General features: G+C 74.1%; 15 protein-coding genes. 2 read left to right on the top strand and 13 right to left on the bottom strand.

Going from position 1 to position 12,312, the window contains the following annotated elements:
• Positions 1–86 precede the first annotated feature (86 nt).
• Positions 87–833: an alpha/beta hydrolase gene (locus AB0M79_RS35835; protein WP_364223122.1), complete on the bottom strand. Its 747-nt coding sequence runs from the start codon at positions 831–833 to the stop codon at positions 87–89.
• A 64-nt stretch (positions 834–897) separates the two neighbouring features.
• On the opposite strand from AB0M79_RS35835, the gene AB0M79_RS35830 reads away from it, so the two are divergent.
• Positions 898–1,674, top strand: coding sequence for a GNAT family N-acetyltransferase (locus AB0M79_RS35830; RefSeq protein ID WP_364223119.1), 777 nt, complete (start codon positions 898–900; stop codon positions 1,672–1,674).
• On the opposite strand, the gene AB0M79_RS35825 is transcribed toward AB0M79_RS35830, so the two are convergent.
• From AB0M79_RS35825 to AB0M79_RS35775, 11 genes are all read right to left on the bottom strand, one after another.
• Positions 1,655–2,824, bottom strand: a complete 1,170-nt coding sequence (locus AB0M79_RS35825) for a low temperature requirement protein A (protein ID WP_364223116.1) — start codon at positions 2,822–2,824, stop codon at positions 1,655–1,657. The two genes, AB0M79_RS35830 and AB0M79_RS35825, sit on opposite strands and share 20 nt — an antisense overlap.
• A gap of 195 nt (positions 2,825–3,019) precedes the next feature.
• Positions 3,020–3,724: an ElyC/SanA/YdcF family protein gene (locus tag AB0M79_RS35820; protein WP_364223113.1), complete on the bottom strand. Its 705-nt coding sequence runs from the start codon at positions 3,722–3,724 to the stop codon at positions 3,020–3,022.
• A 100-nt stretch (positions 3,725–3,824) separates the two neighbouring features.
• Positions 3,825–4,430, bottom strand: coding sequence for a MerR family transcriptional regulator (locus AB0M79_RS35815; RefSeq protein ID WP_364223110.1), 606 nt, complete (start codon positions 4,428–4,430; stop codon positions 3,825–3,827).
• 182 nt (positions 4,431–4,612) lie between these two features.
• On the bottom strand, positions 4,613–5,077 hold the full coding sequence (locus AB0M79_RS35810) for a bifunctional nuclease family protein (protein WP_212818100.1): 465 nt from the start codon (positions 5,075–5,077) through the stop codon (positions 4,613–4,615).
• A gap of 184 nt (positions 5,078–5,261) precedes the next feature.
• Complete coding sequence (locus AB0M79_RS35805; RefSeq protein ID WP_364223131.1) at positions 5,262–5,969, bottom strand: MerR family transcriptional regulator; 708 nt, start codon at positions 5,967–5,969, stop codon at positions 5,262–5,264.
• A gap of 127 nt (positions 5,970–6,096) precedes the next feature.
• Positions 6,097–6,546: an FHA domain-containing protein gene (locus tag AB0M79_RS35800; RefSeq protein ID WP_212818098.1), complete on the bottom strand. Its 450-nt coding sequence runs from the start codon at positions 6,544–6,546 to the stop codon at positions 6,097–6,099.
• A gap of 203 nt (positions 6,547–6,749) precedes the next feature.
• The gene (gene gcvH / locus AB0M79_RS35795) at positions 6,750–7,127 is read right to left on the bottom strand and encodes a glycine cleavage system protein GcvH (protein ID WP_364223105.1); all 378 of its coding nucleotides are present in this window, start codon (positions 7,125–7,127) and stop codon (positions 6,750–6,752) included.
• A 68-nt stretch (positions 7,128–7,195) separates the two neighbouring features.
• Positions 7,196–8,188 (bottom strand): DUF881 domain-containing protein, encoded by a 993-nt coding sequence (locus tag AB0M79_RS35790; RefSeq protein WP_364223128.1) that lies wholly within the window; start codon positions 8,186–8,188, stop codon positions 7,196–7,198.
• A gap of 202 nt (positions 8,189–8,390) precedes the next feature.
• Entirely contained in the window at positions 8,391–8,723 is a 333-nt protein-coding gene (locus tag AB0M79_RS35785) for a small basic family protein (RefSeq protein WP_357542122.1), read from the bottom strand.
• Positions 8,723–9,715 carry a DUF881 domain-containing protein gene (locus tag AB0M79_RS35780; protein ID WP_364223101.1) on the bottom strand — a complete coding sequence of 331 codons (993 nt, stop codon included), beginning with the start codon at positions 9,713–9,715 and terminating at the stop codon, positions 8,723–8,725. The genes AB0M79_RS35785 and AB0M79_RS35780 overlap by 1 nt, the downstream gene beginning before the upstream one ends.
• Positions 9,712–10,311 (bottom strand): CDP-alcohol phosphatidyltransferase family protein, encoded by a 600-nt coding sequence (locus AB0M79_RS35775; RefSeq protein ID WP_364223098.1) that lies wholly within the window; start codon positions 10,309–10,311, stop codon positions 9,712–9,714. The genes AB0M79_RS35780 and AB0M79_RS35775 overlap by 4 nt, the downstream gene beginning before the upstream one ends.
• Before the next feature lie 384 nt (positions 10,312–10,695).
• Here AB0M79_RS35775 and AB0M79_RS35770 point away from each other — a divergent pair, with 384 nt between their 5' ends.
• On the top strand, positions 10,696–11,088 hold the full coding sequence (locus tag AB0M79_RS35770) for an SCO5389 family protein (protein ID WP_364223095.1): 393 nt from the start codon (positions 10,696–10,698) through the stop codon (positions 11,086–11,088).
• Positions 11,089–11,208: 120 nt separating this feature from the next.
• Here AB0M79_RS35770 and AB0M79_RS35765 read toward each other — a convergent pair whose 3' ends face one another.
• The gene (locus AB0M79_RS35765) at positions 11,209–12,051 is read right to left on the bottom strand and encodes an SAM-dependent methyltransferase (RefSeq protein WP_364223092.1); all 843 of its coding nucleotides are present in this window, start codon (positions 12,049–12,051) and stop codon (positions 11,209–11,211) included.
• Between the last annotated feature and the right edge of the window lie 261 nt (positions 12,052–12,312).

Genomic DNA, 12,312 nt, shown 5'->3' with positions numbered 1-12,312 from the left:
TTTTTTGTGGTTTTGTTTGTTCGCGGGGGGGCGCACGCCGCCCCCCCCGGGGGGGGGGGGGGACCGGCGTCCGGGGCCCGGCCCACTCACCGGTACGGGGCGAGCAGGTCGAGCACCGCCGCCGGGTCCTCCACGTGCGCGTTGTGCCCCAGCCCGGCCAGGGTCGCGGTGGGGGCGCCGAGCGCGGCGAGTTCGGCGTCGCCGACCATCGGGTCGTGCTCGCCGCGCGCCAGCACCACCGGCGCCCGGCAGCCGGCGAGCAGGGCCGGCATGTCCGGCGCGTCGACGGCGAAGGCAGCCGGGTCCATCGCCAGCCGCCACCGGCCGTCCCGCTCGACCAGGCCGGCGTCGACGGCCGGGTCCGCCTCGTCGACGAGCCCGGCCAGCCCGGAGACCCGCAGGTAACGGGCGGCGGCCTCGGCCCGCGACGGGAACCAGGTGACCGGCCGGCCGGCCAGCGCCGTCATCCGCGCCAGTTCGTCGGGCGTCCAGGCGACCTTCACGCCCAGCGCGACGACGGCCTCGACGCCGACCCCCGCGCCGGCCAGCGCCAGGCCGACCACCCCGCCGTACGAGTGGCCGAGCACGACGACCCGGTCACCGGGTCCGAGCGCGGCGGCGACCTCGGCCGCCACGGCCGGATACGGGTATCCGCCAAGCGGCGCCGCACGACCGTGGCCCGGCAGGTCGGGAGCCAGCCACCGGCCCGGCCACCCGCTCGCCAGCGGCGTACGCCAGCCCTCCCAGACCGCGCCCGTGGCGCCCATCCCGTGCAGCAGCAGGAGCACCCGGTGCCCGCTCCCGCCGCCGCGGACACGTACCTCGTCGACCATGCCGAGCAGTCTGCCACCGGCGGGCGGACCGCGCGCCCGCCGACCGGCGTGTGATCATGGCCGGATGCCGGTACGCAGCGTCCACGACCGCACCGAACTGGCCGGCCTGCTGGCCCGCCACCCCGCCCTGTACGCGTACCAGCTCGGCGACCTCGACGACTTCTTCTGGCCGTACACGACCTGGTACCGGCGGGCCGACGCGGTCGCGCTGGTCTACCACGGCGGCGCGGTGCCGACCGTGCTCGCCCTGCACCCCGACGACGGCACCGACCAGCTCACCGACCTGCTGCACGGGCTGGCGCCGCTGCTCCCGGCGCACTTCGACGCCCACCTGTCCCCCGGCGCCGAGACCGCGCTGCACCCCCGGTTCACCGGCCACGACCACGGCCCGCACCTGAAGATGGCGCTGACCGACCCCGTACGGCTGGCCGAAGCGCGACCGGCCGGCGACGTCCTGACCCGCGCCGACCTGCCCGACCTGACCGGGCTGTACGCGACCGCGTACCCGGACAACTGGTTCGACCCGAGGATGCTCGACACCGGCCACTACGTCGGGCTGCGCCGCGACGGGGAACTGCTCGCCGTGGCCGGGGTGCACGTGTGGTCGCCGGTCTACCGGGTCGCCGCCCTGGGCAACGTCACCACCCACCCGCGGGCCCGCGGCACCGGGCTGGCCACCGCCGTCGTCGCGGCGCTCTGCCACCGGCTGGCCGACTCGGTCGACCACGTCACCCTCAACGTACGGGCCGACAACGCCGCCGCCCGCGCCGTCTACGCCCGGCTCGGCTTCACCGTGGCGGCCCGCTACGCCGAGCACACGTTCACCGCCCGCCGGCCCTGACGCCGGCCAGCCGGGTGTCCCACACCGCCACCCCGGCCAGCACCAGCGTCGCCAGCAACGACAGCGGCAGCGGCGGCACCAGCAGCCCCAGCGGCGCCAGCAGCACGAGCACGGCCACGGCCACCAGCCGGTCCCGCGACGGATGCCCGAACACCACCCGCTTGAACAGCGCGTGCCCGGCCAGGAACAGCGCCGGGCCGCCCAGCACCGTCACGACGACGGCGAGGTCGCTCCGGCCGGTCGGCCCGGCGAGGGTCAGCTTGTCACCGACGGCGGTCACGATGACGCCGGCGACGATCGGCAGGTGGCCGTACGTGTAGGCGGACCGGCCCAGCCGGCCCGGCTCCCGTACCCGGTCGATGACCCCGCCGGCCGCCTCGGCGACCCGGCCGAAATACACCCACCACAACGCGACGCTGCCGAGGAACGCCGCCGCGAACGCGGCCACGGCGGCGGGCCCGAACCGCAGCCCGGCGAAGGCGGCACCGGTCACCAGGATCGACTCGCCCAGCGCGATGATGATGAACAACTGGCAGCGCTCGGCCAGGTGCCGGCCGCTGATCCGCCAGTCCGCCGGCGTCGACCGCCCCCAGCCCGGGATCCAGAACCCCGACGCCGCCGCGAAGTACTCCCCCACGACCGCGACCGTCCACAACGCCACCCGCGACGGCCCGTCGGCGAACGCCCCGGCCAGCCACAGCACCCCCGACGCGGCCCGCCACACCGTGATCCGCTGGAAGTTGCGGCGCAGGTCCGGCCGGCCGCGGCTCTCCACCGCCGCGAACGTCGACCGGCCGACCTGCATCGCGACGTACGCCCCGGCGAACCACCACCCCCGGTCGCCGTACGCCTGCGGCAGCGTCGCGGACATGACCAGCGCGAGCAGCATCACCGCGACCAGCATCAGCCGTACGGTGGCCCGCCCGGGATCGAACCAGTTGGTCACCCACGCGGTGTCGACCCACGCCCACCACACCACGACGAGCAGCAGCAGGGTACGTAGCGCCCCCGCCGGGGTCAGGTCCGCCAGCAGCAGGTCGGTGAGCTGGGTGACGGCGAAGACGTAGACCAGGTCGAAGAACAGCTCCATCGGCGTGACCTGACGTACGTCCCCGCGCAGCAGATCAGCCCGGTCGCCCCCGCCCGTCACCGCCCCAGTCTCCGCCCCGGGAGCGGCTCCCGCCCCCGAATCCCCGCCCCCGCCTTCCGACCCGGGGGCCGCGTTGATCAAGGACAAGTCGCGCGACAGGTCCACACAGACCGGGCACGCTTTGTCCTTGATCGCGCCTGCGGGCCGGCGCGCGCCGGCCCGCGACACGCGGGGTGGGCGGTCAGCGCGAGGCGGTCAGCGCAGGGCGTCGTCCACGCCGGTCTCGCGCGGGCCGAGGAAGACCGGGTCCCGGCGGGTGTACACGTCCCACACCGCCTTCACCCCGGCGAACCGCTCCCGGAACGAACCCCACCGCCAGGCCCGCTCGAAACGGCTGACCGAGTCGTCGCCGACCCCGACCGCGTCCAGCCCGACCTGCCGGCACACCGCGACCGCCCGCTCGATGTGGAAACTCTGCGTCACCACGATCACCTGCTCGACACCGAAGATCCGGTTGGCGCGCAGGCACGAGTCGTACGTGTCGAAGCCGGCGTGGTCCAGGACCACCTTCTCGTCGGGGACGCCGTGGTCGACCAGCCACCGACGCATCGCGCCCGGCTCGTCGTACTCCGGCTGGCCGTGGTCGCCGGAGACCAGGACCGCCCGGACGGTGCCCCGCTCGAACAGCTGCCGGGCCAGATCGAGGCGGGCGGCGAGGAACTGCGACGGATGGCCGTCGGGCTGCACCTCCGCGCCCAGCACCAGAACGACCGGTGCCGGCGGCACCGACTCCAGGTCGTACACGTGGCCCCGCGCGGCCCGGCTGATCCAGCTCCCGCTGCCCGCCACCGCGGCCGGGACGACAAGGACGACCGCCACCACGACGGCGATCACCAGCCGTACGATCCACCGACGGCGCCGGGACGGTGCGGGAACGGGCCGGGCCGAAGGGTCGATCATGACCCTATTGTGCCGCCCGTCGGCCACGCCGCTCGGCCCGGAGGGCACCCGACCGCACCGGCGAACCGACCCTCGGTCGGCGTGCGGCCGTCCGCGCCGCTCAGCCGGCGCGCCGCCGGGCCCGCCTGGCCGCCAGCTCGTCGTGCCCGGCCTCGTCGACCGGGTCGGCCGCCAGGTCGTCGACCGAGCGGGCACCGGCCGCCGGTTCGGCGGGCAGGTGCGACAGCGACCCCTGGATCTCCTTGAACGCCCCGCCGATCGCGATGCCGAAAACGCCCTGACCGCCCTGCAGCAGGTCGACGACCTCCTCCGGCGACCGACATTCGTAGACGGTCGTCCCGTCGGAGATCAGCGTGATGCCGGCCAGGTCGGCGACCCCGCGCGAACGCAGCGCCTCGATCGCCCGGCGGATGTTCTGCAACGACACCCCGGCGTCGAGCAGCCGCTTGACGACCTTGAGAACGACCAGGTCACGAAATGAGTAGAGCCGCTGGGTGCCGGAGCCGGACGCGTCCCGGACGCTCGGCACGACAAGCTGCGTACGCGCCCAGTAGTCCAGTTGCCGGTAACTGATCCCGGCCGCGTGGCACGCCGTCACACCCCGGTAGCCGACCGACTCGTCGTCGAACGCGATCTCAACGCCCGGCACTCCGCCGACCCCGGGATGATCAGACGGACCGGGCTCAGGTTCTCGGGACTCGTGCATGCGGACACCCTCCCCGCCAGTGCGGTGGCACGTCGTTTCCGGGACGTGCACCCCTCGACAGGCCAACCCTATAGCTCAGAAGGAGGGGCGCCGGGCAAGCTTTGCCACGACACGCCGCGTATGGGCGACCACGCCCCGCGTATGGTCCGGATGGCGCCAGCCGGATCAGCCGAACGGTCAGGTCAGCCGGCGAAGTCCTCCGGCCGGACCTGCTCCAGGAACTCCCGGAACCGCTCGACCTCGTCCTCCTGCTCGTCCGGGATGACGATGCCGGCCTCGGTCAGTACCTGGTCCGTACAGCGGATCGGCGCCCCCACCCGCAACGCCAGGGCGATCGAGTCACTCGGCCGCGCCGACACCCGCAGACCGTCACCGATCAACAGGTCGGCGTAGAACACGTTGTCCTTCAACTCGGTGATCTCCACCGCCCGCAGGGGCGCCTCCAGCGCCGCCAGGATGTCGCGCAACAGATCATGGGTCAACGGCCGGGCCGGCTTGACCCCCTGCTGCTCGTAGGCGATGGCGGTGGCCTCCACCGCACCGATCCAGATCGGCAGGTAGCGGTCGCCGTCAACCTCCCTGAGCAGGACGATCGGCTGGTTGCTGGGTAGTTCCACCCGAACCCCGACCACGCTCAGCTCGCGCACCGCCGCCTCCGTGTCGTTGTCTGCTTCCCCGGCACCGGGCACTTCTCCTGCACGGTACACGTGCCCCGCGACGACCGTCTCCCGCGCATCGGGCCCGTTTCCCGCCGCCCACACCGCTTACCCCGCAGAGCCTACGGCACGCCCGTCGCAACCCACCTTCGCGCACCGCCGGGAGCGGCCCGGCTCACCGGCCCAGCGGGGCCCGCAGACCGGTCCGGACGAGAGCCGCGTGCAACTGCTGCGACAGCCCCACCAGCTCCCGCGCCGTCTCGGCCGCCCTAGCCCGGGCCGCCGGGTCGTTCTGCCGGGCCAACGGCGCGATCAACTGGGCGAACAGACCCACCTCGCGATCGGCCGACGTCCGGTAGGCACGCAGGTGGCGCGGCTCCAGCCCGAAGGCCGCCAGCCCCACCACCGCCTGCACGATCACCAGGGCGTCGGCGTCGTACAGCCCCGGCGACCGGGGCACCACCAGGCCGAGGCGCTCCAACTCGGCCAGCACCGGCTCCTCGATCCCGCCGCGCGACAGCAGATCGGTGCGGGTCAGCCGGACGTCGACCGGCTCCGCCGCCACCGGCTCGCCGCCGCGCCCCGGCACCTCACCGGTCGGGCCGACCGCCACCAGCGCCGGCCGGGGCCGCTCCGTCGGCTCGGCGTCCTCACGCTCCCGCTGCGCCAACTGCTCCCGGATCACCCGCAGCGGGAGATACTGGTCACGCTGGGCGGTCAGCACGAACCGCAGCCGCGCGACATCGTCCCAGCTGTACTTGCGGTAGCCGGCCGGGGTGCGCTGCGGCTCCACCAGCCCCTCGGCCTCCAGGAACCGCAACTTCGAGATCGTCGTGTCGGGAAACTCCACCCGTAGCTGCGCCAGGACCTCGCCGATGCTCATCAGCGGCTGCGCCCGCGGCGCAGGGTGAGATGCCGCCACCGCACGTTCGTTCACGCCATCACCTCACTCCCCGGACCGGTGACCGGCACCCGCCCGGACCACCGGAAAGCACGCTCGCTGCGCCGCGTCACCCCCGGCCGGCCTCCTCCGGGCGCGGACCCGCGATGAACACCAGACGGAACTTGCCGACCTGCACCTCGTCACCGTTGCTGAGCGTCGCCGCCTCGACCCGCTCCCGGTTGACGTACGTCCCGTTGAGGCTGCCCACGTCCCGGACGGTGAACGTGCCACCGTCACGGTGGAACTCGGCGTGGCGCCGCGACACGGTGACGTCGTCGAGGAAGATGTCACTGTCGGGATGCCGGCCACTGGTCGTCACGTCGTGGTCGAGCAGGAACCGGGCACCCGCGTTCGGACCGCGGCGGACCACCAGCAGCGCCATGCCCGGCGGCAACGACCCGGACATCCGGCTCGGAACCACGTCGGCGTCAGGCCCCTCGAGCACTTCGTCGAGGGAACCAAGGTTCAGCGTCGACGTGACGTCGAGCGGCGGAAACTCGTCGTCTGGGCGCGTCATGCGGACCACCTCACGGATCTGTCTCGGTCGGCGTCTGGTGTGCCGGGAGCACCCGCTGGGGGATGCCACCGACCCAGCGGACAGCTATCCCGTGCCCGGGAATGCGTTCCGCAACGCGCAACTATCGGTTCTCGGTCGACTGAGCGAGCGTAGCCAGCCCGGAAATGCAGGGCAACCAGACGCGCGGGGAGCGCGAACCCGGCTCAGCTCTCGGTCAGCTCCCGGTAGGCGGCCGCGGTCAGCAGCCCGTCGACCGCCGACGGGTCGTCGAGCGCGATCTCGACCAGCCACCCGTCGCCGTACGGATCCGTGTTGATCGCCTCGGGGTTCTCGGCGAGCCGCTCGTTGCGGGCCACCACCCGCCCCGACAGCGGGGCGTAGATCTCCGACACGCTCTTGGTCGACTCGACCTCGCCGAACGACTCGCCGGCCGCCACCGTCGCACCCTCCTCCGGCAGCTGGACGAAGACGATGTCGCCGAGCGCCTCCTGCGCGAAGTGGGTGATGCCCACCCGGACGGTGCCGTCCGCACCGGCCACCCACTCGTGCTCGGCGGTGTAACGCAACTCGTCAGGGATCACGGATCGTCCTTCGTGGTCGAACGGGCAGGTCTGCCGCGCCGGGGCCGGCACGGGTCGCGCCCGGCCGCTCAGGTGCCGGGGCGCGCGTACTGCAGGTCGGTCTGTTCAGACAAGGCGGCCACGTCGACCACCTCGTGTTCCTGGACGGTCACGTTACCGCCGTCGCCGGTGACCGACGCGACCACCCCGCCGGGAATGTTGAGTGCCGTCAGCATCGTCTGCGGGTCACCGATCACGGTGATCGTGTGGGGTCCGGGCAACCGCCGGCCGTCGACGTCGATCCGCCCGTCGGCCTCCACGAAGTACGTCGACGCCACGATCCGCACCGACGCCCCGTCGCCGCCGGTGATCTGCATCGCCTCGGCGCCGGCACCGCGCAGTTCCTGCACCGCGTCGAGGATCGCCGACGCCTTGACCGGCCGGCCGCCGGCGGAGAACTGGATCGACAGGCCGGGGCCGCGCGCGGGCAGGGTACCGGCGAGGATGCCGAGGTCGTCGCCGCGCCGGGTGGCCTCCTCGAGCGCGGCCTCGCGGCCGGCCGCGCCGGAACTCAGCTGCCGCTGGCTCTCCTCCAGCGCGGCGATCTCCTGCCGCAGCCGCTCCTCGCTGTTCTCCAGGTCCGACAGGATGCGGACCAGGTCCTCCTGCCGGGCGGCGGTCAGGCCCGAGTCGGTCGAGTTGTTCTTGAGCTGGACGGCCATCGTGAAGCCCAGCAGCAACAGCAGCACGGCGATCGTGGCCCCGGCCGAACTGATCCCGCGCTTCGGCGCCCCGTCGCCGGACGGTCCGGCAGCGGCGCCCGGACCGCCGGCCGGCGGCTCCCCGCCCACCGGCCGGTCACCGCCCGGCGCGTCGCCGGCACCGGCCGGGCCGGAACCGGGCGGTTCGGAATCGGGCGGTTCGGAACCGGACGGCTCCGAACCGGGCGCGGCCGAACCTGTGGCGCCGGTTTCGGCCGGATCGGCGGCCGGTGCCGCCGGGGGCCGCTCGTCCGGGTCGCCCGCGCCGCCGTCGGCCGGCGCACCCGTGGCCAGGATGGGCGTACCCGCCGCCCGCCGCAGCGGGACGGTCGGCTCGTCGGCCGCCGGGTCGCCGGCATCGCTCGCCCGGGCGGCCGGGGGCCGCGCCCCGGACGGTCCGGTGCCGGGCGGCGGGGTGGCCGCGCCGGTACGCAACGGCACGGTGGGCTCGTCGGACGGCCCCGAACCGCGCGGGGACAGCCAGCCGGATCCGGTGTAGGGATGGTCGGTCATCGCTTCCAACCTACGCCCGGAAGAGGTGTCGCCGGATCGCCGCCACGTTGCCGAAGATCCGTACGCCGAGCACGACGACGACCCCGGTCGACAACTGGCCGCCGACGCCCAACTGGTCCCCGAGGTAGACGATCACGCCGGCGACCAGCACGTTGGAGATGAACGAGATCACGAACTGCTTGTCGTCGAAGATCCCGTCGAGCCGGGCCCGGATGCCGCCGAACACCGCGTCGAGCGCCGCGACCACCGCGATCGGCAGGTACGGCTGCAGCGCGGGCGGCACCGTCGGGTCGAGTATCAGGCCGAGCAGCACCCCGGCGATCAGGGCGAGTACAGCGATCATCAACCGCCTCCGGGGGCGCTGGTGGACGGCCCCGCCCCGGACGGCGACGGGGTGCCGGCGGGCTGCCCGGTGCTGCCGGACGGCCCGGGTGAGACCGGTGTCGGACTCACCGACGGAGAGGGTACGGCGTGCCGCAGCCGGGGCTCACCGGCCGCCGGCAGGTCCAGGTCGTCGACCCGGCGTACCTCGAACGACATGCCGTGGTCGGCGGCGACGGCACGCAGCAGGCGGGCCGCGCCGCTGGCGTTGAACCTGCGGTCCATGTCCCGTGGCCCGATCGCGGAGACCTCGTACGGGCCGGTGACCGGGCGGAAGTCGACCAGGATGGCGCTGCCGGCCGCCCGGATCGTCGACGTCGCCGTCAGCCGCTGCCCGTTGATCGACACCGCCTCGGCACCGGCCCCCCACAGGGCGTTGGCGATGTCCTGGAGGTCCCGGTCGAGCACCCGGCCGAGGTTGGCCCCACCGGCACCGGTCACCGCGTCGACCGCGGCGGGGCCGTCGGCGACCCGTACGACGACGCCGTCCCCGCGCACCCGGGCCAGGCCGGTCACCGCCTCGAGTTCGCGCAGGCGGGCCGCGTCCCGGTCGTCGAGGGCGGCGGCGCGCTGCCGGGCCACCTCGGCGCGCAGCGACTCGGCCCGCCGCTGGAGTTCGGCGGTGTCCGCCTCGCTCTGCCTGATCTGTCCGACCAGGCCGGCGCGGGCCTGGCTGCGGCTGGGCTCCTCGTGCATCGTCTGCCGGTAGGCGACGCTGAGCAGCACCCCGACGACGAGCATGGTGGCGACCATCGCCGCCCGGCGGGTGTTGCGCCGCCAGCCGGTCACCGGCCCGACCTCGGCGCGGCGGGCCGCCGCGTCGGCGTACCCGGGATCGAGCGGGGTGCGGAACAACTGGGTCAGGAAGTCGGGGGCGTAGGTCCGCGGCTGCTCGGCCCCGCCGCCGTCGGGCTCACGACCGTCGGGTTCCTTGCCCGGTTCCCGGTCGGTCATCGCCCGCCGCCGTCCGCGCGGGCGGCGCGGACCAGGCCGGCGGCCTGGACGACGTAGAGCGCGCCGGCGATCCAGTAGAGGACCAGGCCCCACCAGGCCAGCCCCCAGCCGATCGCGTACGCGGCCGTCGCGGCGGCCGGCACGGTGGCCGCGAGGAGCAGCACCGGGAAGGCGGCGAGGAGCAGGAACGTGGCGGTCTTGCCGACGTAGTGCACCGGCGGCGGGCCGTAGCCGTACCGGCGCAGCACCAGCAGGCAGCCGCCGAGCAGGACCTCGCGGGCCAGCAGCGCGGCGGCGAACTGCCAGGGCACCACCTCGCGCACGGTGAAGGCGACGAGGACGGCCAGGATGTAGAGCCGGTCGGCGAACGGGTCGAGCACCTCGCCGAGCCGGCTGACCTGCCGCAGCCGGCGGGCGACGAAGCCGTCGACCCAGTCGGTGGTGCCGCCGATCGCGAGCACCACGAGCGCGGCCACGTCGGCGCGGGGCACCAGGAACAGGTAGAGGAAGAGCGGTACGCCGAGCAGGCGGACGAAGCTGATCAGGTTGGGGACGGTCAGCACGCGGTGGGTGGTGACGGCCGGCGGACGCGGCACCGTGGCTCCTCCCCCGTCCCGCCCGCACGCCGCGGTCGGGTGTACGCACCGAACCCGCCGGCACCGGGCCCGCCTCCGGGCGCCCTCTGGACTTGGGTGGTGACGGGCCTGGATGACGGCTGCCTCTGGACGGCGGTGGCGGTGATGCCGTCAGCGTCGCCGTCCGTCCTGATCAGTTGCGCAGCCACTATAACCGACCCCTCTCCGGCTGCCGGGTACGCCGCGACGCGGCGGTGCCGGGGTGCGGTACGTCACTCCCCGTAGGGCATCCTAGGACAATAGGCCACTCACTATCGAGCGAAGGAATTGACGTGAGTGACAGTCACGTGATGTTCTCGATCGGCTACCCAAAGCCAGCAGGATGCGCGTCACCCGAGGAGGACCATGTCGCTCACCGTTCCCACCACACTGCTGGAGGCCGCCGAGTACGGCGAGGTCGACGACGAGGCGTTCATCGAGTGCGTCCGCACCTCCCTGCCGTACGCCTGGGAGACCGTCAGCCGGGTGGTCGCCGAACTGCGCGCCGACGACGCGGACTACGCCGACAACGTCGTACCGCCGCCCGGCGAGGCCGAGCGCGGCCAACTGCTGCGCGCCCTGGCCAGCGACGCCATCCGCACCGGCCTCGAACGGCACTTCCAGGTCAAGCTGGCCTTCCAGAACTGCCACCGGGTCGCCGCGTTCCGGCCGTCGGCCGCCTACGGCCCCACCTACCAGCGGTTCGTCTCGCCCCGCGGGCAACTGCTCAACCAGACGCCCGAGCTGCGCGACTGCTGACCGCCCGGCGGGCCTCCACCCGCCGGGCGCCACCTCCAGGCGGGTCGAACCCACCCGCGGCGCTCTCCAGGCGGATCGAACCCGCCTGACGGCGCCCCTGCGGGCCGGTCGAACCCGCCCCTACTTCACCGCGACGCCGCCGTGGAAGGCGTCCGGGACGTCCTCCGGCGGGCCGTCCGGGCGCCAGAGGGCGACCGGGGCGATCCCGTCGGCGGTCGGCCGCCACCGGCCGAGCAGGTCGGGGAACGCGGCCGGATCACGCATGTGGAACCCCTCCCCCATCAGCGCCAGCGCCTGCGGATGGCCGGCCAGTTCCATGCCGTCGAAGTCGAACGCGAGCCGGCTGCCGGCCGGGACGGCGGTGTACAGGTCGTCGAGGGTCCGGGCCAGCGTGGCGTCGTCGAGGAACGCGGCGAGCCCGAGGAACACCACTCCCACCGGCGCCCGGCCCCACGCGGGCACGTACCGGCCCAGCAGCGCCGGGTCGATCGTCGACAGGTCCGTCGCGTCGCCGTACGTGTAGGCCGCCCGGTCGCTGCCGGCCAGGATCCGCTGCCCGAGCGCGATCGTGACCGGGTCGATGTCGGTGTAGAGGACCGATGCGGCCGGGGCGACCTCGTGCACGTTGCCCCGGGTCGGCACGCCGGCCCCGAAGACGAGGAAGCTGTCGACGCCGGCGGCGCCCAGGTGCCGGACGGTACGACCGAGAAAGCCGCGCAGCGACCGGAAGATCTCGGCGCAGGGCCCGTACGCCCCCTCGAAGGCGCGGGCGGCCGCCACGTCGACCGGGAAGTGGTCGGTGCCGCCGAGCCAGTGGTCGATCATCCGGGCGGTGCTGGGCACCTGCGGCGCGGCCGCGGGATCGGCGCCCGCTCCCGCCGTGGTCAGGTCGGACATTGCCACGCCTCCGTCCACGGCGACGCGGGCGACCGGCCGGCGGTCGACGGTGGACCGCGCCGCCACGCCCGACAGGTTAGCCGCCCGGCGGAGCGCCGTGGGACCCGCGCCGGTCGAAGTGGACGGTCGCCGGGGCCGGGCCGGCGTGGCCGACGACGCGCCGCCGGCCACGCCCTCCGCACCGGACTGCGGAACACCGCCGTACGACGGCGGTCGTGGTGCCGGCCGCGGGATGCCAGGGACGACCGCACGGTCCACGCGGTCAATGTAACGACGTGGACCGAACTGGATGACACGGTTCATGCGTTTTGCGTAGGCCCGTTCTCG

This window comes from Polymorphospora sp. NPDC051019 (assembly GCF_040683055.1).
In the GTDB taxonomy this organism is placed as follows: Bacteria; Actinomycetota; Actinomycetes; order Mycobacteriales; family Micromonosporaceae; genus Polymorphospora; species Polymorphospora lycopeni.
This window is presented reverse-complemented; position numbering and strand designations above follow the sequence as displayed.